The organism is Paracoccus broussonetiae (genome assembly GCF_031854425.1).
Classification (GTDB): domain Bacteria; phylum Pseudomonadota; class Alphaproteobacteria; order Rhodobacterales; family Rhodobacteraceae; genus Paracoccus; species Paracoccus broussonetiae.
This window is the reverse complement of sequence record NZ_JAVRQI010000005.1, coordinates 62,142-81,189: the sequence shown is the minus strand read 5'-3', so window position 1 is coordinate 81,189 and position 19,048 is coordinate 62,142. Positions and strand designations below refer to the sequence as shown.

The window sequence follows — 19,048 nt, the reverse complement described above, 5'->3', positions numbered from 1 at the left end:
AACCCTGCCCTCATCTTTACCTACCCTCGCCCGATCCGCGCTGCGCCGCAACATCCGACCCTGCCAGCCGGTCGATCGCCTTGGCAAGACGTGGCAAGCGGGCGCGGCGCATCAACTCCTTGCGAGCGAGTTCGCCGCCAGCGCGCCGCGCGCGATCCTGCGTCGCCGCGACCGCGCCCAGCACGGGATCGGGGTGATTGAGGAAAAAATCGCGAAGAAATTCATCGGGGTGAATGGCGGCAAGCCCTGCCGCCGCCAGGGCACTGCGGGGAAAATCGCGCAGGTTCGCCGTCACGATCAATCCCGCCCCCGACGCCAGAGCAGCCTCGACCACATGGCGGTCGGCGGGATCGGGCAGATCAAGCCCCTCTGCCCCGCCAGAGGGCAGGGTCATCGCCTGCGGGAACCGATCCTGCAGCAGCGCAATTTCGACCCCGGCGGGGACGCCTTGCCGGTCTGCGGCATATCGCCATTCGTCAAGGATGCGCTGCGACCAGACCGGCTGGAACAATCCCGCCGCCGCCACGTCGCACAAAATCTCGCGCAGGACGGTGGGATAAAGAACGCAGGCGTCCAGGACCGCCTTCATCCGTCCAGCCGGAAGAACAGGGCCTTCAGGTACCCCGTTTCGGCCAGTTGCGGCAGCGTCGGGTGATCGGGTCCGGCCTGCCCGGTATGGATCAGCTGGCTGCGACGTCCGCCCCGGCCGATACCGCGGGCGCTGGCATTGCGGAACGAGGTCAGGTCGGCCGCATGGCTGCACGAGCAAAGGCCCAGATAGCCGCCCGGCGCGACCAGCGGGGCCGCCAGCTTCGCCACGCGTTCATAGGCCCGCAGCCCCGCCTCCAGCGCCTGTTTCGAAGGGGCGAAGGCCGGTGGGTCGCAGATCACCACGTCGAATTGCGCGCCCTCGGCCGCCAGCGCCTCCATCTGCGTAAAGGCATCACCCTGCCGGATCACAAGCCGGTCGGCCGCGCCCATCGCCTTTGCCCCGCCCTGCGCCAGTTGCAGCGCCGGCGCCGAGCCGTCGATGCAGGTCGCCTGCACGGCACCGCCGGCCAGCGCGGCAAGGCCAAAGCCGCCGACATGGGAAAACACGTCCAGAACGCGCGCGCCCTTGGCCAGACGCTGGGCAAAGGCGTGGTTGGGGCGCTGGTCATAGAACAGGCCCGTTTTTTGTCCCTGCATCAGGTCCGCAAGATAGATGGCGCCATTCATCGACACCTCGACCGGACCGGACATCTCGCCCGACAGGATCTCCAGCCGCTCGTCCAGTCCCTCAAGGCCGCGCGCCCGTCCCTGTCCGTTCAGGATCACGGTGCGCACGCCCGTCACCTCGCGCAGCGCGGCGGCGATCTCGGTCGACATGCGCTCGGCCCAGGCGGCATTGGGCTGGATGACGGCGGCGTCGCCAAAGCGGTCGATGATGGTGCCGGGAAGCCCGTCCGACTCGGCATGGACAAGGCGGTAGAAGGGCTTGTCGAACAGCCGCTCGCGCAGCGCAAGTGCGCGCGACAGGCGCGCAGCAATCCAGTCACCGTCGATGCGCGCGCCGGGGTCGGCGTCCATCACTCGCGCGATGATCTTGGAGTTCGGATTGACCGTGCACAGGCCCAGCGGGCGATGTTCGGCATCCTGAAGCTCGGCGAAACTTCCGGGGGCAATCGCGCGGGTGCGGCGGTCGGTCACCAGTTCATCCGCAAAGACCCAAGGGAAACCATGTCGGATCGCCTGGGGTTTGGACTTGGGGCGCAGGCGGATGATGGGCAGGTCAGCGGTCATTTTGGGCCTCGTTCGAACGGCGCAGGATTGCCACGACCCGGCGCGCGGGGCAAGTGTGACGCGGTTGCGCCGTTATCGCTAACGGACTATATAACCGCTCAGGAGGACGCCAGCCATGACCTTGCACGCCACCGTCGACCGAGTGACCGACCGCATTCGCGAACGTTCGGCCAAGACCCGCTCGGACTATCAGACAAAGATCGCCCGCGCTGCCGAGGACGGCCCGCGCCGCGCACATCTGTCTTGTGGCAATCAGGCCCATGCCTATGCGGCCATGCCCGACAAAGATGATTTCGCCGCAGCGCGCAAGCCCAATGTCGGGATCATCACCGCTTATAATGACATGCTGTCCGCGCATCAGCCCTATGAACGCTATCCCGATCTGATCCGGCGCGCCGCCCATGCGGCAGGCGCGACCGCGCAGGTCGCGGGCGGGGTTCCGGCGATGTGCGACGGCGTTACGCAGGGCCGCGCCGGGATGGAGCTGTCGCTGTTTTCGCGCGATGTGATCGCGCTTGCCTCGGGCGTTGCGCTGTCCCATGACACCTTCGATTCAGCGCTTTATCTGGGCGTCTGCGACAAGATCGTGCCCGGCCTTGTGATCGCCGCCGCGACCTTCGGCCATATTCCCGCCGTCTTCATTCCGGCCGGGCCGATGCCCTCGGGCCTGCCCAATGACGAGAAGTCCAAGGTCCGCCAGCAATTCGCCGCAGGCGAAGTCGGGCGAGAGGCCCTGATGGCGGCCGAAATGGCCAGCTATCACAGCCCCGGCACCTGCACATTCTATGGCACCGCGAATTCGAACCAGATGCTGATGGAGTTCATGGGCCTGCACCTGCCGGGCTCAAGCTTCGTGAACCCCAACACGCCGCTGCGCGAGGCGCTGACGACGGCCGCCGTTACCCGAGCCGCCGCGATCACGCGACTGGGCAACGACTATCTGCCCGCGGGCGACGTGCTGGATGAACGCGCCTTCGTGAACGGGATCGTTGGGCTGATGGCGACGGGTGGATCCACCAACCTGATCATCCACCTGCCCGCGATGGCCCGCGCGGCGGGCGTCCTGCTTGATATCGAGGATTTCCACGACCTGTCGGAATGCGTCCCCCTGATGGCCCGTGTCTATCCGAACGGGCTGGCGGACGTGAACCACTTCCATGCCTCTGGCGGGCTGGGCTTCATGATCGGCCAACTGATCGAAGCGGGCCTGCTGCATCCCGACGTCAAGACCATCGCGGGTGGCGGGCTGGACCTTTACGCGCAGGAACCGAAATTGCACGACGGGCAGGTCCATTGGGTCGAGGGCGCGCGCGCATCGTTGAACGACAAGATCCTGCGCCCGGCCTCGGACCCCTTCGCGGCGACCGGCGGTCTGAAGCAGCTGGACGGCAACCTTGGCCGGGGCGTCATCAAGGTGTCCGCCGTTGCCCCCGAACGCCATGTCATCGAGGCCCCGGCCCGCGTCTTTTCGGACCAGGAAGAGGTCAAGGCCGCCTTCAAGCGCGGCGAGTTCACCCAGGATACGATCGTCGTAGTCCGTTTCCAGGGTCCGCGTGCCAACGGAATGCCTGAACTGCATTCGCTGACACCCACGCTGGCGGTGCTTCAGGATCGCGGGCTGCGGGTCGCGCTGGTGACGGACGGGCGCATGTCGGGCGCCTCCGGCAAGGTTCCCGCCGCGATCCACGTCTCGCCCGAGGCAGCGAATGGCGGTCCGCTTGCGCGGCTGCGTGACGGCGACCTTCTGCGCCTTGACGCCACGCGCGGGGTGTTGGAATGCCTGAGCGAGGATTTCGATGCGCGCGAGAATGCAAGCTTTGACCCCGCGCGTTCGGCCGAAGGCATGGGGCGCGAGCTGTTCGCGGCCTTCCGCGCCCATGTCGGCCCCGCGACCGAAGGGGCTGCGGTCGTCGTCTGACGGCTGCGCCGCCCTGCCCTAGATGCCTTCGGCGGCGGCCGAGGGCACGATCGGGGGACCAAAGCGGTCGATCATGCGGTGGCGGATCTGGTCGCGGATCTGGCGATAGATCGCCAGCTTCGCGTCGCGCGATTCCGCCAGCCCCGTCGGGTCCATGATCGGCCAGTACTCGACCTCAAGATGCGAAACCCGCGTCAGTTCCAGCGCCTGCCTTTGGCTGGCCGGCGACAACGCCACCACCAGGTCGAAACTGCCCAGGTCGTCGCCCCATTCCTTCATCTCGGCGAATGAACGAGAGCGGTGCTGCGAGATCTCGATCCCGAGTTCCTTGCAGACGGCGATGGCGAAGCCGTCCACCTCCATGTCGTTCTTGACGCCTGCCGACTGGACATAGGCTGCACGACCGTAGAAGTGCTTCATCATCCCCTCGGCGATCGGGGACCGAATCGCATTGTGGTCGCAGCAGAACAGCACCGAATGGGGGATCTGTCCTGCCACGGATTACTCCGGGATCAGCGCGCAGATCAGTGTGAACAGCCTGCGCGACGTGTCGATATCGACAACCGCCTTACCCTCAAGCCGTTCCTGCAGGGTGCGCGCGCCCTCGTTGTGAATGCCCCGGCGGGCCATGTCGATCGCCTCGATCTGGGCGGGAGGCAGGCGCTTCACCGCGTCGAAATAGCTTGCGCAGATCTGGAAGTAGTCCTTGACCGTCTGGCGGAATGGACCCATCGCAAGGTGGAATTCCGCCACCTTCTCGCCCCCCTCGGTCGAGATGTCGAAGACCAGCCGCTTTTCCCGCAGTGCAAGCACCAGCGCATAGGGCCCCGCAGGCACGGCTTGTCCTTCCCGGCCCGGCAGGCTGAAGCTGTTGTCTTCGAGCAAATCGAAAACGGCAACGCGGCGGTCCTGCTCCATCTCGGGAGAGGCCGGAGGCATGGCCCTGTCGTCGATCTCGACACGGCACAGCCGGGCCGTGGCCGCAATCGCGATCATCCCTGCCCTCCGTTCAGCGCGCGGATCCGCGAGGCAACGGAAAGCCCATGGGCCGAAAGCCCCTCCGAGGCGGCCAGCACCACCGCATCGGGGCCGATCTTCGCCAAAGCCTCGGGGGTCAGCCGCGCCATCGTCGTGCGCTTCATGAAGTCCATCACCGACAGTCCCGACGAAAAACGGGCCGAGCGCGCAGTCGGCAGGACGTGGTTCGGTCCGCTGACGTAATCGCCCACCGCCTCGGGGGTCCAACCGCCCAGGAAGATCGCGCCAGCATGGCGGGTCTTAGCGGCAAGTGCCTCCGGGTCGTCGACGCAAAGTTCAAGATGTTCGGGCGCAATGCGATCCGAAAGGGTCGCCGCCTCGTCCAGATCGCGGGTCAGGATCACGGTGCCATAATCGCGCCAGCTTGCCCCGGCGACCTTTGCGCGGGGCAATGTCGGCAAAATCCGCTCGACCTCAAGGACTACTGCATCGGCCAGCGCCTTGTCGGGGGTAATCAGGATCGACTGCGCATCGGCGTCATGTTCCGCCTGCGCCAACAGGTCCAGCGCCAGCCATTCCGGGTTCTGCGCGCCCTCGGCAATGATCAGCACCTCGGATGGACCGGCGATCATGTCGATCCCGACGCGACCAAAGACATGCCGCTTGGCCGCCGCGACATAGGCATTGCCGGGCCCGGTGATCTTGTCGACCGGTCGGATCGTCTCGGTGCCATAGGCCATTGCGGCGATGGCCTGGGCGCCCCCGATGCGATAGATTTCATCGACGCCCGCCAGTTGCGCGGCCAGCAGCACCAGCGGATTGACCTGCCCATTCGGCGTCGGCACGCAGATCACCAGCCGTTCGACACCCGCGACGCGCGCCGGAATCGCGTTCATGAGCACCGAAGAGGGATAGCTGGCCTGCCCGCCCGGCACATACAGGCCCGCCGCCGAAACCGGCGTCCAGCGCCAGCCCAGCGTCGCCCCCTCGGGGTCGGTCCATTCCATGTCCTCGGGCAATTGCCGCGCGTGATAGGCGCGGATGCGGTCGGCCGCCACAGTCAAGGCCGCCCGCTCTTCATCCGAAACAAGGGCGATCTGCGCCGCGATCTCGTCCTTGTCGAAGGCCAGCGTCTGCGGTGTCAGGGCCACCCGGTCGAAGCGTCCGCTCAAATCGACCAGAGCTTCGTCCCCGCGTTCCCGCACATCGGCGATGATCGAGGTCACGACGTCGTTCACATCGGCCGAATCCTCACGCTTCATGGAAAGCATGGCGGCAAAGCGCTGCTGGAAATCGGGTTCGGCGGTCGACAGATGGATGGGCATGGTCACACTCGTAATGGTTGGACCTTGTTAGCCGCTGCCGCCCGGCGGCTCAAGCGGCCTGCGCCTGCTTGCCGCCGGAGGAATCGCGGTGGATCGTCGCGCCCCGCAAGGGGCGCGGCGTGGCGCGGCCGCCGCTAGTCCTCGGGGTGTTCCGGCGCGCGGCGGGACGGCGCGACATAGGGTCGCGTCACATCGCGCAGTTCGACGTTCAGGCATTCCGCATCGACCGAAAGCGTGCCGTCGCCCGCGAATTCCAGCAGCAGTTGGCCGGTCCCATCCTCACCCGCCTGCCAGCGCAGCGCCAGCAGTTCCAGGATCAGGTCGGCATCCTCGCGGTCGATCCCGTCGCTTTGCACGCGGGTCACGTCCGAGATCAGCAGGACCGTCCGCACCCGTTCATAGGGCCGCTCTTCGCGGCGCGCACTGTCCGCGTCTTCCCAGCGAAAGCGGTTCAGCAGCAGCGCAAGCTGGCGGTGGCGCAGGTCATAGGAAATCTCGGTGATCGGCAGGATCGCATCCTGGACCAGGGCGGAAACAACCGTCAGATCCTCGACATCCCCCGCCATCAGCGCCAGGGGCGCGGGATCGGCATCGCTGAAACGCGCGTCATTCATCGGATGGTGTCCCCTTGATACGTTCGATATCGGCGCCCACGCCCCGCAGCTTGCGCACGACCTTCTCATAGCCGCGGTCAAGGTGATAGACGCGGCTGACCACGGTTTCACCCTCGGCCGCCAGTCCGGCGAGGATCAGGCTGACCGAGGCGCGCAGGTCCGTCGCCATGACCCGCGCCCCGCGCAGCTTGTCGACGCCGTGGACTGTCGCATGTCCGCCATGCACTTCGATACGCGCACCCATGCGGGTCAGTTCCGGCGCATGCATGAAGCGGTTCTCGAAAATCTTCTCCTCAAGCACCGAAGTCCCCTCGGCCATGCACAGCAGCGCCATCATCTGCGCCTGCAGGTCTGTCGGGAAGCCGGGGAAAGGCTCGGTCACGACATCGACCGCCCGGATGCGGCCGTTCTTGCGTGCAACCTTCAGCCCCCGGTCGGTTTCCGTCACCTCGATCCCAGCGGCATCCAGCTTCTCGCAGAAGGCCGAAACCAGGTCGATCCGGCCACCAAGGCATTCAACCTCGCCCCCGCAGATAGCGGGAGCCAGCATGTAGGTGCCAAGCTCGATCCGGTCCGTGACCACCGGATGGGTCGCCCCGGACAAGGCCTGCACCCCTTCGATCGTGATGGTCGAGGTGCCCTCGCCCTCGATATTCGCGCCCATGCGGCGCAGGCACTGCGCAAGATCGACGATCTCGGGCTCGCGGGCAGCGTTTTTCAGGACCGTCGTGCCCCGGGCAAGAGTCGCCGCCATCAGCGCATTTTCGGTTGCACCGACCGAGACGATCGGAAAATCGATCACCGCACCGCGAAGCCCGCCCACGGGCGCCTTGGCATGGACATAGCCATCGCGCAGATCCAGTTCCGCTCCCATGGCCTCAAACGCCTTCAGGTGCAGGTCCACCGGCCGCGCACCGATCGCACATCCGCCCGGCAACGAAACGATTGCCTGCCCGTCCCGCGACAGCATCGGTCCCAGAACCAGAATCGAGGCCCGCATCTTGCGCACGATGTCGTAATCGGCGGTATGGCTGTTCAGGTCGTGGCTGGACAGTGCCAGGACCTGTCCGTCCTGCAGGCTGGCGACCTCTGCCCCCAGCGAGCGCAGCAGGTCGGTCATGGTCCGGATGTCCGACAGACGCGGCGCATTGGTCAGCGTCAGCGGCTGGTCGGTCAGCAGGGTCGCGGGCATGAGCGTCAGGCAGGCATTCTTCGCACCGGCGATCGGAATTTCGCCGTGAAGCGGCCCGTTGCCCCTTACAATGATCTGATCCATCTATTCCTCGTCCTCGGGCATCGGCCCGTCCTGTATCGCCCGCGCCGCAGGCCCATCCTGATCGGGGGAATCGTCCTGTGCGGCGCGTGCCCGCCCCTGCGTCTTGCGACGGGCAAGATTCGCGCGCAACGCGGCTTTCAGCCTCGCTTCGCGGTCGTTCACAACATCCGGCTTGCGGGGTCCCTTTGTCATGGCCCCCTGTTACCGCCTGAGCAGCCTTGCGTCCAGCATCGGGCTTTCCGTGCGAGGCAACCGGAGATTTCATTTTTTCTTGCACCACCCCCTTGCACCCCCCGATCAGTCGGTCTAAACGCCCTCCACCGGCGCTGCGGTAGCTCAGTGGTAGAGCACACCCTTGGTAAGGGTGAGGTCGAGAGTTCAATCCTCTCTCGCAGCACCAGGAAAACCTCCTGAAATCGTTGGCCTAGTCGAAAAGGGGCACTTGCCGCGGATCGATATGGCCGTTCGCGCGCTTATGACCGGCGCCTTGCAGCTCTCGCCGTCATCTTCCTGTCGTCTGCCGCGCACATGATCGCAGGGCGATGCCCCCATCGGTGCGGTGGCGCCCGGCGGGTCCCCTCTGCCGGGCGCCTTTCGCTGGAATGGGCAGTTGATGGCATTGAACGCCGGCGCGCGCTTTGGCATGACGAACCGGCTTCGCCGGCGGCTCGATCCCCGACCACCGGCCCAACCCGAAAGGAATCCCATGTCCGATATCAAACGCATCGAGACCGGCGCCCGCATGAGCCAGGCCGTCATCCACAACGGCACCGTCTATCTGGCTGGCCAGGTCGGCAATCCGGGTGCAAGCGTGACCGAACAGACCCAGCAGGTGCTGGCCCAGATCGATCGCCTTCTGGCCGAATGCGGCTCGGACAAGACCCGCATCCTTTCGGCGCAGGTCTGGATGGCCGACATGAGCCAGTTCGCGGACATGAACGCAGTTTGGGACGCGTGGGTCCCCGCCGGCCACGCTCCGGCCCGCGCCACGGGCGAATCGGCCCTGGCGACGCCGGACTACAAGGTCGAAATCATCGTGGTTGCCGCGCAGAACTAAGCGCCGCCATGACGGAGCGCGCGGCGCGCAGGCCCGGAGCCTCGCCGCCGCGCCCCAGCCGCTCCATCGTCAGGGCCATAGCCTCATGCTGGGCGGCCCGCGCGGCCGGGTTTTCGATCAGCTCGTGCAGCGCCTTGAACATCGCGCCTGGCTGGCACTTGCGACCCAGAAACTCGGGAACCGTGCGCGTTTCGCTGACCAGGTTGACCAAGGTCACGGTGTCCGTCTTCAGCATCAAGCCGATGATCATCCGGCTGAGCGGAGCGACGTCATAGCCGATCACCATCGGCACGTCATTGGCTGCAAGGTCCAGGCTGACCGTCCCCGAGGCCGCAAGGGCAAGATTGGCGGCGGCGAATGCGGCGCGCTTGTCCTCGGGCGTCTCGACGACGATTGGGGCAGTGGGCCAGCGCTTCGCCATGTCGCGGACCAGGCCAGAGACCCCGCGCACCGTCGGAATGACGACGCGGATCTCGGGCAGGCGGTCGCGAAGCTGCATCAGGGCCTCGTCGAAACGGGGACCAAGCCGCGCCACCTCTCCGCGTCGCGAACCGGGCAGGCAAAGGATAAGGGGCGCATCCGCGGCAATATCATGCGCCTCGCGGAAGGCGATGCCTTCATCCGCGGTGCCGACGGGCTCGGCAGCGATCGGATGACCCACGAAATCGCAGCTCATGCCTGCGGCCTGCATATAGGGCGGCTCGAAGGGAAGGATCGCCAGCACATGGTCGATGACCTGCGCCATCTTCGCCGCACGTCCCGAACGCCACGCCCAGACCGAGGGCGCGACGTAATGAATTGTCCGCAGGTCGGGCATCATCTCCCGCGCCTCGCGCGCGACGCGAAGGCAGAAATCCGGGCTGTCGATGGTGATGAGCGCGTCCGGCCGCGCCTCGGCCACCGCTTTCGCGGTCTGGCGAATACGGGCCTTCAGCTGGCGGTATTTCGGCAGCACCTCGACGAGGCCCATGACCGAAAGCTCTTCCATGGGGAACAGGCTTTCCAGCCCCTCGGCACCCATAGAAGGGCCGCCGACGCCAAGAAAAGCGGCTTCCGGATCGAGGGTTTTCAGCCCGGCCATCAAGGGGCCGCCCAGATTGTCGCCCGAAGGCTCGCCCGCGATCAGGAAGAACTTCATCGCGTCACTCCGCTTGCGCCGTCGCTGATGGGTATTTGTGAAACGATGAATTGCCCGATGGTTTTCGCCGTTTTCCAAATACCCAATTCAAGCCCGCGCCCAAAGGAACAACCCCGCCTGATTGGCACAGTGGACAGCCTCGTCCCGTTCCAGCAGGATGACGCTCCCGGCTTCCCAGACGATGCCGCCAAGCCCGGCTTCGGCCGCCTGGCGGACCGTGTCGGGACCAATGGTCGGCAAATCGATCCGGCGGTCCTGTCCGGGCTTTGGCGCCTTGTAAAGGAGCCCCTTCGCCCCCTTGGGATCGGGTTTCAGCCCGGCATGAAGCTTTGCAAATTCAAGCATCGCCTGCGTGCCGGGCAGCGCCTCGATGGCAAGGCACAGGCCCTGGGCCACAACGGCACCCTGTCCCACGTCCAGGGGCCCAAGCCCATGCACGATCTCGGCCGCGCGGGCCGCGTCCTTCTGGTCGCGGGGGCTTGGCTCACCGGCCAGCACCCCTTCTCCCGGCACCAGCTCGGGCAGGATTTCATCGACCGAGACGATGTGGATCCCCGCCTCTTCGAAGACGTCTAGAACGGCGCGCAGTGCGGCGTCGTCGCCCGACTGCATCCCCATCAGGATACGGGGCACGATCGCCATCGTGCGCTGGTCGAACAGGTCGGGCTCGATCCGCGGACGCCGGATGGCGCCGGCAAAGACCGCGCGGGTGACGCCCTGCTCGGTCAATTCGTCCAGAAACGGCACCAGCCGTTCAAGCCGAAAGGGCTTGGCCTCGATCTCGGGGCGAAGATGGTCCAGCGCATAGATCACGGGGGTGTCCAGCGCGGCGGCAATGGCGGGGGCAAGGCGACCCTCGCCTGCGATCAGGGCGATGCGGCTCATGAATGCGGCGCCAGAAAGCTGCGGTCCGAGGGACCGAGGATGAAGTCCAGCACCTCGCGCACCATCGGCCCGGTTTCCTCTTCGGCCAGTTGGCGGGCCTTATCGCGGAAGCTGCCCTCGCCCAGACGCGCGAACATCTCGCGCAGCGCGTGGATTTCGTCGCGGGAAACGCCGCGGCGCTTCAGCCCGACCAGGTTCAACCCGTCCAGGTGGCCGCGCGGCCCCTGAACCAGACCGAACGGAATCACGTCTGCGGTGACCATGGTCAGCGCCCCGATCATTGCCCCGCGCCCGATGCGGACGAATTGGTGCACCCCGGCAAGCCCGCCGATGGTCACATCATCCTCGACGATGCAATGGCCAGCAAGCGCGGCATGGTTGACGATGGTGACGCGGTCGCCCACCCGGCAATCATGCGCGACGTGGCTGCCCGCAAGGAACAATCCGTCATCGCCGACGCGGGTGATGCCGCCACCGCCCTCGGTGCCGGGGTTCATCGTCACATGCTCGCGGATGCGGTTCCGGGCACCGATCACCAGCTTGGTGTGTTCGCCCCTGAACTTGCGATCCTGCGGCACCTCGCCGATCGAGGCGAAGGAATAGATCTCGGTCCCGTCGCCGATGACGGTATCGCCCGCCAGCACGACATGGGATTTCAGGACCACGCCCCGGCCAAGGACTACCTCGGGGCCGATGACACAGAACGGTCCGATCTCGCAGCCCTCGCCGATCTTCGCGGCGGGGTCCACGACGGCCGAGGGATGGATGATGATCGGATCAGCCATTGTCGCCACGGTTCAGCATGGCCATCACCTCGGCCTCGGCGGCAAGCTTGCCGTTGACCAGGGCACGGCCTTCGAATTTCCAGATCTTGCCGCCACCGCGCAGGGTCTTCATGTGCAGTTCCAGCACGTCGCCCGGCACGACCTTCTGGCGAAAGCGGCATTTGTCGATGGACATGAAATAGGTGCCCATTCCCTTGCCGGCCAGATCCAGCGACACGCCGACCAGCACGGCCGCGGCCTGGGCCATGGCCTCGATGATGAGGACGCCGGGCATGACCGGCTCCTGCGGGAAGTGGCCTTCGAAATGCGGTTCGTTCGCAGTCACGTTCTTGACGCCGACGCAGCTTTCGCCCGGCACGATATCACGCACGCGGTCGATCAGCAGGAAGGGGTAACGGTGCGGCAGGATGCTTTTGATCGTGACCAGATCGACTTCGGTCGGCGGAACATAGGCGGTCGCGTCGGTGGACATGGGCGGCCCTCAATAACTGTTTTCGATTGCCTAGCAACGGGGCGCGCGCTTGGCAAGTTTGCGGGATCAGGCCCGGCGGATACCCGACCAGCCGCGCCCCTCGCTTAGCCAGCCAGCAAGCGCCAACCCGGCCACCAGCAGAAGCCAACCCCAAGGCGGCAGGATCGGCTGGTGAGTGATCCCCGAGGTCGAGGCCGCACCCCGCGGCGTGATCGCGATCCAGTCACCCGCGACACCGCGCCCATGGGCGGGACGCCCCTCGCGGACGGTGCGCAGATCTGGAATTCCGGCGGACAGGTCCAGCACCGCGCCGCGGGTCTTTTCGGCCAGAGGACCCAGCGCGGCCGAGGATGCGACCGTCTCTTCAAACTCGCGCGGCGCGGCGGGGCCAAGCGCCATGACCCGGGTGATCTCTCCATCGGTCAGGCGGTAAAGGCCGGGTTCGGGGGCTGTCCAGCGGGCGGTGAAGCGTCCCGGCCCGGCCTCGGTCAGGTCCAGCGTCCGGGTGGTCCCATCGGGGCCGGTGATGCGGACGGGCTTTGCGCGCTCTGCCATCGTCCGGCGGGTGATCGTGACCGTCAGTCCCGAGGCGACATCGGCCAGCAGGGCCTCTTCCTCCAGTTCCGGTTCCTTCATCGACCAATGAGCGATGCGGCGCAGCAGTTCAAGCTGCGGCCCCCCGCCTTCGAACCCGCGCCCCCAAAGCCAGACCTGATCCGAGGTCAGCATCGCCACTCGGCCCTTGCCGACGCGGTCCATGATCAGCAGCGGTTCATCCCCCGCCCCGGTCATGACAACCTGCGCGCGCGGGTTAGGGATGACCTGAGACATCCGCAGCCAGCGGCCCCAATGCGTCTCGCTGCCTTCGGTCGGAGCGCCGGACAGGCCCGCCGTCACTGGATGGCGCAGCCCTTCCTCGGTCAGGCGAGGCAGGAAAGGCTCCTCGAAGATGCGGCCGGTCGGGCGACCGGGCAGGATCATGCCCATCGGGGACAGGTTGAGGCTTTCGACGGTCGACATCTCGGGGCCGGCCGATACCAGGACCGCCCCACCCTCTTCGACATAGCGGCGGATATTGTCGAAATATTGCGGCATCAGGATACCGCGCACGCGATAGCGGTCGAAGATGATCAGATCGAAGTCGCGGATCCGCTCCATGAACAGTTCCTGGGTCGGGAACGCGATCAACGACATCTCGTCGACCGGAACCGCATCCATCTTGTCCGGCGGACGCAGGATGGTGAAATGGATCAGGTCGACATTGGCATCCGATTTCAGAAGATTGCGCCAGGTGCGCTCGCCCGCATGGGGTTCCCCCGACACCAGCAAAACGCGCAGGCGGTCGCGCACGCCCTGGATCTGCAGGGCGACGGCATTGTTGCGGTCGGTCAGTTCGGGAACCGCGGCATCCGGCGCGTCGAAACCGATCGAGACCACGTTCTGGCCCGCATGTTCGGGCACCACCGGCAGGTCCAGCGGGACTCCCGGTGGCAGGTCCAGGCTGCGGTCCTCTTCTCCGTCGACCAGAACATGCAGTCGGGCCGGCGTCCCGGCGATCTCGGGCGGCACCGCGCCCTGATCCTCGACCCGCAGGCGGATCGTCACCGGCTGATCGATCAGCCCATAGGCCGGGGCCTCCTCGATCACCAACCTGCGGTCCCAGTCACCCGGCTGCCCGGTCTTGAGCAGATGGACCGGTGCCGGGGCATCGATCGGCAGCAGGGGCGCGTCATGGGCCAACCCATCCGTCACCGCGATCAAGCCCGCGACGCGGGCCTGCGGCTCGGCGGCAAGCGCCCGCGACAGGGCCGCACCGATCAGCGTGCCATCGGGATCGTCGGCCACGGTGACGCGGCGGATTTCGGTATCGGGCAGCGCTGAAAGCTGGCGGGTCAATTGCCCGATGGCCGCATCCGTCTGCTCGGTCCGGCCCGGCAGCGATTGGCTGGCGCTGCGGTCATCCAGCAGGATGACGATGTCCGAAAGCTTGTTGCGGATGCCGGATTCCAGCGCAGGGCCGGCCAGCGCAGCCGCCGCCGCAAGACCCGCAAGGCCGCGCCAGGCCCAGCCGCGCAGGCCCCGCCACAACGACCACAGCGCGATCAGCAGCGCGATCCCGGCGACCGCCGCCACCAACGACCAAGGCAATAGCGGATCGAAGCCCAGCCCGGTCATTGCATGACCTCTTCTCCGCGCAACCGCTCCAGCAGGGCGGGAACATGGACCTGATCGGATTTGTAGTTTCCGGTCAGGACATACATGATCAGGTTGACGCCAAAGCGATATGCCATCTCGCGCTGATGCTCGCCCTCAAGCCCGGAACCGACGCTGAACAGGGGCATGCCATTGTCGCCGATGGCCCAGGCCTCGGCCCAGGAATTGCCACCGATGATGACGGGCGAGACGCCGTCGTTCAGGCTGCGAAAGGGCACGCCCTCAGCCGCCTCGGCCCCGGCCGGCGGCGCTTCGGCCCAGACCTCCAGCCCCTGATAGCGGCCGGGGAAGTCATGCAGCAGATAGAAGCTGCGGGTCAGGACGTGATCTGTCGGGATCGGCGCCAGAGGCGGGATGTCCAATGGCGCGGCCAGCCGCTGCAACGCCGCCGATCCGTTCGGACCGCCAAGCCCGGCAATGTCACCGTCGCGGGTGTCAAACAGGATCATGCCGCCCGATCGCAGGAAGTGGTTCAGCCGCACATAGGCCTGTGGTCCGGGCATGGGCTGGCTGTCCGTGACCGGCCAGTACAGGAAGGTCAGCAGGGAAAGGTCGTCCCTGTCCAGATCGATTCCGATGGGTTCGCCCGGCTCGACGGTCGTGCGGTCCGTCATCACGCGCGAGATTCCCCGCAGCCCCGCGTCAGAGGCCTTGTCGACTTCGGCATCGCCGGTGACGACATAGGCCAGCGCGACCTCGTCCGCGGCGCGGATCAGGCGGGGATCGGGATCCTCCTGGGCCAGGGCCATCGTGGCGGCAAGGGATGCGATCAGCAAAACCAGCACCCTCATCATGCGCCGGCCCCTTTCCGGTCGCGGGGCGCAAGGCCACCGCGCGCCAGCCAGGCACTGCCAAGCGCGTCCAGCGCAAAGACCAGCGCGGCAAAGGCGATCAGCCAGCCCCGCAGGTCACGGCCCGGAGCTTCGGACGCGGCCTCGATCCGGGCGCCGGGCCAGGATGCGCGCGCAAAGGGGCCACCCGCGTTCAGCGCCGCCGCCCTTTCGCCCGAGCGGTAAAGCCCGGCGGGGGCCCCCGGCCCAGGTCCGCGCGCGAATTCTGCAGCCGGGACGGGAACCAGATCCTGCGGATCGCCCGCCCGGCCGAAACCGTCCAGCACCTGTGTCGGGGTCCAGAACATCTCGCCATCCATCTCGGGCTCGGGCGCCTGCGCGCTGGCGCGCGCGGTCTGCACCAGCCGGTCCAGCATTCTGACGAACAGCCCGGACAATGCAAGATTCGACCATTCCGCATTGGCGGTGGTGTGGAACAGCACGACCTGCCCCTGCCCCAAGGTCGCGCGCGTGATCAGGGGGGTTCCATCCGTCAGCTGCGCCAGCGTGCGTGACGCAAGATCCGGCGATGGCTCGGCCAGCAGCTGGGCCCGAACGGTCGCGTCCGGCGGGATCGCCAGCCCGGCAAACGGCCCCTCTGGCGGAAATGGGGCCACGCCTCGCGGATCGCCCCAACTGAGCGCACCGCCCACATCCCGTCCCCCGCTGCGCAGGCGGACGGGCAACAGAGCCTCGTCCCCAAGCCGTTCGGATGCAGCCATGCGCGGTCCAGAAAAGCGGATCAGCAAGCCGCCCTTGTCGACCCATTCCTGCAATGCCCCCGTCTCGGCCGGGGCAATCTGGTCGACCAGCACGATCACGTCCGCAGAGGCCTGCAGCACGTCGCCCAGCCCGCCCTCGATCAGGTCGGTGCGGGGGGCAAGCGCGCGACGCAGGTAATGCAGCGGCGACAGAAGGCGCTGACCCTCGTTCGCGCGATCGTCCCCGACCAAAGCCACCTTGCGGCGGCGCAGGCTGTCATCGGCCAGCACGACCGTGCCCGCCGATCCCTGCCCTTCGATTTCGAAGCGCGAAACGCGGTTGCGCAGTTCCGAGGGCAGCGCGATCGGGACAAGACGGCTGATCACGCCCGAGGTTCCCGCCTCTGCGGCCTCGGGCTCCAGCCGTGCCAGCTGCCGCGGCGTTCCCTGCGGATCGACCCCGATGGCCAGCACGCCCGGCGCGGGGCCATCGGTGTCGGAATGCATCCGCAATGCCGGCTGTTCGCCCTCGACCAGTTCCAGCGCCAGCCGCGGCCCCTGCGGCGGAACCACCGTCACCGTCGCGCGATCCCGCAGCGCCGAAAGCAGCGCCGTGCGGCCCGGATGGTCCAGCCCGTCGCTGAGCCAAAGCACCGAAGCCGAGCCAGGAACCTGGGACAGGGCTTCAGTCAGATCCTGCGGATAGCGGGTTTCCCATGCCACGGGCTGCTGGGCGCGCAGGCGGGCCGCAAGCTCGCTGGCGGGCTGGAAAGGCACCGCGCCTTCGGCCTGACCGTCCGCGACCAGCAGCGCGGCCGGCTGCCCGGCGCTGGCCGCGCGTTCCAGCGCACGCAGCGCGCGCGCCTGCCGCTGGGACCAGTCGGGCGCGGCGGCCCAGCCCGCATCCATCACGATCAGGACCGGCCCCTGCCCGGCCTGTTCGGGCGCGGGCTTCCAGATGGGCCCGGCAAAGGCAAGGATCAGGGCCGCGATCGCCAGAACGCGCAGCAACAGCAACCACCACGGCGTGTGCCGCGCGACGGGGCGCGGATCCTTCAAGCCCAGAAGCAGCCGCGTGCCCGGAAAGCGCAGCAAGCGGGGTGACGGGGGCATGGCCCGCAGGATCAGCCACAGCACCGGCAGGGTCGCCAGCGCGGCCAGAAGCCAGGGCGTCAGGAAACCTATCGGACCCAGGATCAGCATCAGCCCTCCAGCACCGACCACAGCCACATCAGCGCCTGCGCGGGCGGGACAGCGGTATCATGCGTGCCGAAATGCCAGCCCGCCTGAAGTGCCGCGCGGGACAACATCTCGCGCCGCTCGGCCAGCCGGGCCAGATAGGCCTCGCGCAGACCGGCCGCATCGCGGGTATCGTGCCTGAGCACCCCCGATCCCGAACGGAACAGCACGGCCCCGGAATAGGGAAAGCCCTGCTCGTCAGGGTCAAGCACCTGCAGCATCGCACCCTGCACCCCTAACCCCGCCGCGCGCTGCAGATAGGCCAGCGCCGGAGCGGGATCACCCAGGAAATCGTCGAACAGGATGACACGCTGGCCGGGACGCAGCGCCTCGGCCGGAGGCATGTCCTCGTCCACGTCAAGGCGGGTCCGCGCCACCAGCGCCTGCCCCATGCGTTCCGCCTGAAGCCTGCCGGTCCGGGGCGGCTGTCCCGCCAGAGCGACGCGTTCACCGCTGCCCAACAGCGCCAGCGCCAGCGCCAATGCCAGCAGGTTGGCACGGTCCGCCTTGCGCGGGCGCGTCGCCGCGCCCGAAAAATCCATCCCGGCCGCGCCCGACACCCAGATCACCGCCGATTGCGCAACCTCGGCCTCGCGGTCGCGAACGAATTGCGCATCCGACCGGGCCGAGCGCCGCCAGTCGATGCTGCGGGCCGTATCGCCCGGGGCGGCGGGGCGGTATTGCCAGAAATCCTCACCCGTGCCCGCGCGGCGCTTGCCATGCGCGCCGGGCGTCGCTGCTGCGGCAAGGCGCTCGGCCGAAAGCATCAGGGCCGGCACTCCGGTCAGGGCCGCCTCGGCCTCGGCACGAAGCTCGGCAGCGGTCCTGTTCACGCGGCGGCCTGCATCCGGTCGCCCAGCAGGCGCGAGATCAGCCCTTCGACCGTCTCGCCCCGCGCGCGGGCGGCAAAGCTCAGGGCCATTCGGTGGCGCAGCACCGGGGCGGCCATCGCCTCGACATCCTCCAGCGTGGGGGCGAACCGCCCTTTCAGCGCGGCGCGTGCACGAGTGACCAGGGTCAAAGCCTGCGCGGCGCGTGGCCCCGGACCCCAGACCAGCATGTCCGACATCCAGGCGGGCGCTTCAGCCGCACCGGGACGCGCGGCGCGCACAAGGTCCAGGATCGCGTTCAGCACTGTCTCTCCGACCGGCATCCGGCGGATCAGGGCCTGCGCATGGATCAGCCCCGCCGCATCGAAGACAGCATGGGCTGCGCCCTGCTCGACCCCGGTCGTGGCCAGAAGGATCGCGCGCTCGGTGTCGCGATCGGGGTAATCAACGTCGATCTGCAGCAGGAACCGGTCAAGCTGCGCTTCGGGCAAGGGATAGGTTCCCTCCTGCTCGATGGGGTTCTGGGTCGCAAGAACATGGAAGGGGCGACCAAGCGGGCGGTGTTCGCCGCTGATCGTCACCTCGCTCTCCTGCATCGCTTGCAGCAACGCGGATTGCGTCCGCGGACTGGCGCGGTTGATTTCATCCGCCATCAGAAGCTGGGTAAAAACCGGCCCCTCGATAAAGCGAAAGGCGCGGCTGCCATCGGGGCGCAGGTCCAGCACTTCGGACCCCAGAATGTCGGCGGGCATAAGGTCCGGGGTGAACTGGATGCGCGCACTGTCCAGTCCCAGCACCGTCGACAGGGTATCGACCAGCATCGTCTTGCCAAGGCCCGGCTGGCCCACCAGGAGCGCATGCCCGCCCGAGAGGATTGCGGCCAAAACTTGCTCAACTACGGCGTGCTGACCGACGAAACGCCGCTCAATGCTTGTATGGGCATCGGCAAGGCGTGCCGTCAGCGCCTGAATTTGGGAGACAAGTTGATCATCCTCGGTCATGAC

Annotated in this window: 19 protein-coding genes and 1 tRNA gene; 3 read left to right on the top strand and 17 right to left on the bottom strand. The window is 67.2% G+C overall.

Annotation, left to right across the window (positions count from 1 at the left end; translation table 11 throughout):
• Window positions 1–16: 16 nt before the first annotated feature.
• Entirely contained in the window at window positions 17–589 is a 573-nt protein-coding gene (locus RM190_RS07770; RefSeq protein WP_311758849.1) for an RSP_2648 family PIN domain-containing protein, read from the bottom strand.
• A complete protein-coding gene (locus RM190_RS07765) occupies window positions 586–1,782 on the bottom strand; it encodes an RSP_2647 family RNA methyltransferase (protein WP_311758848.1) in 1,197 nt (398 codons plus the stop codon). Before RM190_RS07765 ends, RM190_RS07770 begins: the two co-directional genes overlap by 4 nt.
• 115 nt (window positions 1,783–1,897) lie before the next feature.
• Here RM190_RS07765 and edd point away from each other — a divergent pair, with 115 nt between their 5' ends.
• Window positions 1,898–3,700, top strand: a complete 1,803-nt coding sequence (gene edd, locus RM190_RS07760) for a phosphogluconate dehydratase (RefSeq protein WP_311758847.1) — start codon at window positions 1,898–1,900, stop codon at window positions 3,698–3,700.
• An 18-nt stretch (window positions 3,701–3,718) separates the two neighbouring features.
• Here edd and RM190_RS07755 read toward each other — a convergent pair whose 3' ends face one another.
• The 6 genes from RM190_RS07755 to RM190_RS07730 all read right to left on the bottom strand — a co-directional run bounded on the left by RM190_RS07755 (window position 3,719) and on the right by RM190_RS07730 (window position 8,085).
• On the bottom strand, window positions 3,719–4,198 hold the full coding sequence (locus tag RM190_RS07755) for an arsenate-mycothiol transferase ArsC (protein WP_311758846.1): 480 nt from the start codon (window positions 4,196–4,198) through the stop codon (window positions 3,719–3,721).
• Between the two features lie 3 nt (window positions 4,199–4,201).
• Window positions 4,202–4,696, bottom strand: coding sequence for a UPF0262 family protein (locus RM190_RS07750; protein WP_311758845.1), 495 nt, complete (start codon window positions 4,694–4,696; stop codon window positions 4,202–4,204).
• On the bottom strand, window positions 4,693–6,003 hold the full coding sequence (hisD, locus tag RM190_RS07745; RefSeq protein WP_311758844.1) for a histidinol dehydrogenase: 1,311 nt from the start codon (window positions 6,001–6,003) through the stop codon (window positions 4,693–4,695). Before hisD ends, RM190_RS07750 begins: the two co-directional genes overlap by 4 nt.
• Window positions 6,004–6,137: 134 nt before the next feature.
• Window positions 6,138–6,617 (bottom strand): DUF2948 family protein, encoded by a 480-nt coding sequence (locus RM190_RS07740; protein WP_311758843.1) that lies wholly within the window; start codon window positions 6,615–6,617, stop codon window positions 6,138–6,140.
• Complete coding sequence (gene murA / locus RM190_RS07735; RefSeq protein WP_311758842.1) at window positions 6,610–7,893, bottom strand: UDP-N-acetylglucosamine 1-carboxyvinyltransferase; 1,284 nt, start codon at window positions 7,891–7,893, stop codon at window positions 6,610–6,612. Before murA ends, RM190_RS07740 begins: the two co-directional genes overlap by 8 nt.
• Window positions 7,894–8,085: a hypothetical protein gene (locus tag RM190_RS07730; RefSeq protein ID WP_311758841.1), complete on the bottom strand. Its 192-nt coding sequence runs from the start codon at window positions 8,083–8,085 to the stop codon at window positions 7,894–7,896.
• 133 nt (window positions 8,086–8,218) lie between these two features.
• On the opposite strand from RM190_RS07730, the gene RM190_RS07725 reads away from it, so the two are divergent.
• Window positions 8,219–8,293: transfer RNA gene (locus tag RM190_RS07725), tRNA-Thr, on the top strand.
• A gap of 306 nt (window positions 8,294–8,599) precedes the next feature.
• Window positions 8,600–8,950: a RidA family protein gene (locus RM190_RS07720; RefSeq protein WP_311758840.1), complete on the top strand. Its 351-nt coding sequence runs from the start codon at window positions 8,600–8,602 to the stop codon at window positions 8,948–8,950.
• On the opposite strand, the gene lpxB is transcribed toward RM190_RS07720, so the two are convergent.
• The 9 genes from lpxB to RM190_RS07675 form a co-directional block, all read right to left on the bottom strand.
• Window positions 8,925–10,088, bottom strand: coding sequence for a lipid-A-disaccharide synthase (lpxB, locus tag RM190_RS07715; RefSeq protein WP_311758839.1), 1,164 nt, complete (start codon window positions 10,086–10,088; stop codon window positions 8,925–8,927). The genes RM190_RS07720 and lpxB overlap by 26 nt on opposite strands.
• An 87-nt stretch (window positions 10,089–10,175) precedes the next feature.
• Complete coding sequence (locus RM190_RS07710) at window positions 10,176–10,973, bottom strand: LpxI family protein (protein ID WP_311758838.1); 798 nt, start codon at window positions 10,971–10,973, stop codon at window positions 10,176–10,178.
• Complete coding sequence (gene lpxA / locus RM190_RS07705; RefSeq protein WP_311759056.1) at window positions 10,970–11,758, bottom strand: acyl-ACP--UDP-N-acetylglucosamine O-acyltransferase; 789 nt, start codon at window positions 11,756–11,758, stop codon at window positions 10,970–10,972. The genes RM190_RS07710 and lpxA overlap by 4 nt, the downstream gene beginning before the upstream one ends.
• Window positions 11,751–12,230 carry a 3-hydroxyacyl-ACP dehydratase FabZ gene (gene fabZ, locus RM190_RS07700; RefSeq protein ID WP_311758837.1) on the bottom strand — a complete coding sequence of 160 codons (480 nt, stop codon included), beginning with the start codon at window positions 12,228–12,230 and terminating at the stop codon, window positions 11,751–11,753. The genes lpxA and fabZ overlap by 8 nt, the downstream gene beginning before the upstream one ends.
• Window positions 12,231–12,296: 66 nt before the next feature.
• On the bottom strand, window positions 12,297–14,405 hold the full coding sequence (locus RM190_RS07695) for a hypothetical protein (RefSeq protein WP_311758836.1): 2,109 nt from the start codon (window positions 14,403–14,405) through the stop codon (window positions 12,297–12,299).
• Window positions 14,402–15,238: a DUF4159 domain-containing protein gene (locus tag RM190_RS07690; RefSeq protein ID WP_311758835.1), complete on the bottom strand. Its 837-nt coding sequence runs from the start codon at window positions 15,236–15,238 to the stop codon at window positions 14,402–14,404. The genes RM190_RS07695 and RM190_RS07690 overlap by 4 nt, the downstream gene beginning before the upstream one ends.
• Window positions 15,235–17,178 (bottom strand): BatA domain-containing protein, encoded by a 1,944-nt coding sequence (locus RM190_RS07685; RefSeq protein ID WP_311758834.1) that lies wholly within the window; start codon window positions 17,176–17,178, stop codon window positions 15,235–15,237. Before RM190_RS07685 ends, RM190_RS07690 begins: the two co-directional genes overlap by 4 nt.
• The gene (locus RM190_RS07680) at window positions 17,178–18,047 is read right to left on the bottom strand and encodes a DUF58 domain-containing protein (protein WP_311758833.1); all 870 of its coding nucleotides are present in this window, start codon (window positions 18,045–18,047) and stop codon (window positions 17,178–17,180) included. Before RM190_RS07680 ends, RM190_RS07685 begins: the two co-directional genes overlap by 1 nt.
• Window positions 18,044–19,045, bottom strand: coding sequence for an AAA family ATPase (locus RM190_RS07675; RefSeq protein ID WP_311758832.1), 1,002 nt, complete (start codon window positions 19,043–19,045; stop codon window positions 18,044–18,046). The genes RM190_RS07680 and RM190_RS07675 overlap by 4 nt, the downstream gene beginning before the upstream one ends.
• Between the last annotated feature and the right edge of the window lie 3 nt (window positions 19,046–19,048).

Excerpts from the sequence above, each read along its gene's own strand:
- RM190_RS07710 (WP_311758838.1), bottom strand. The coding sequence starts at position 10,973 with ATGAGCCGCATCGCCCTGATCGCAGGCGAGGGTCGCCTTGCCCCCGCC.
- lpxA (WP_311759056.1), bottom strand. The coding sequence starts at position 11,758 with ATGGCTGATCCGATCATCATCCATCCCTCGGCCGTCGTGGACCCCGCC.
- lpxB (WP_311758839.1), bottom strand. The coding sequence starts at position 10,088 with ATGAAGTTCTTCCTGATCGCGGGCGAGCCTTCGGGCGACAATCTGGGC.
- edd (WP_311758847.1), top strand. The coding sequence starts at position 1,898 with ATGACCTTGCACGCCACCGTCGACCGAGTGACCGACCGCATTCGCGAA.
- RM190_RS07750 (WP_311758845.1), bottom strand. The coding sequence starts at position 4,696 with ATGATCGCGATTGCGGCCACGGCCCGGCTGTGCCGTGTCGAGATCGAC.
- RM190_RS07765 (WP_311758848.1), bottom strand. The coding sequence starts at position 1,782 with ATGACCGCTGACCTGCCCATCATCCGCCTGCGCCCCAAGTCCAAACCC.
- RM190_RS07720 (WP_311758840.1), top strand. The coding sequence starts at position 8,600 with ATGTCCGATATCAAACGCATCGAGACCGGCGCCCGCATGAGCCAGGCC.
- murA (WP_311758842.1), bottom strand. The coding sequence starts at position 7,893 with ATGGATCAGATCATTGTAAGGGGCAACGGGCCGCTTCACGGCGAAATT.
- fabZ (WP_311758837.1), bottom strand. The coding sequence starts at position 12,230 with ATGTCCACCGACGCGACCGCCTATGTTCCGCCGACCGAAGTCGATCTG.
- RM190_RS07740 (WP_311758843.1), bottom strand. The coding sequence starts at position 6,617 with ATGAATGACGCGCGTTTCAGCGATGCCGATCCCGCGCCCCTGGCGCTG.
- RM190_RS07690 (WP_311758835.1), bottom strand. The coding sequence starts at position 15,238 with ATGATGAGGGTGCTGGTTTTGCTGATCGCATCCCTTGCCGCCACGATG.
- RM190_RS07730 (WP_311758841.1), bottom strand. The coding sequence starts at position 8,085 with ATGACAAAGGGACCCCGCAAGCCGGATGTTGTGAACGACCGCGAAGCG.
- RM190_RS07675 (WP_311758832.1), bottom strand. The coding sequence starts at position 19,045 with ATGACCGAGGATGATCAACTTGTCTCCCAAATTCAGGCGCTGACGGCA.
- RM190_RS07770 (WP_311758849.1), bottom strand. The coding sequence starts at position 589 with ATGAAGGCGGTCCTGGACGCCTGCGTTCTTTATCCCACCGTCCTGCGC.
- hisD (WP_311758844.1), bottom strand. The coding sequence starts at position 6,003 with ATGCCCATCCATCTGTCGACCGCCGAACCCGATTTCCAGCAGCGCTTT.
- RM190_RS07685 (WP_311758834.1), bottom strand. The coding sequence starts at position 17,178 with ATGCTGATCCTGGGTCCGATAGGTTTCCTGACGCCCTGGCTTCTGGCC.
- RM190_RS07695 (WP_311758836.1), bottom strand. The coding sequence starts at position 14,405 with ATGACCGGGCTGGGCTTCGATCCGCTATTGCCTTGGTCGTTGGTGGCG.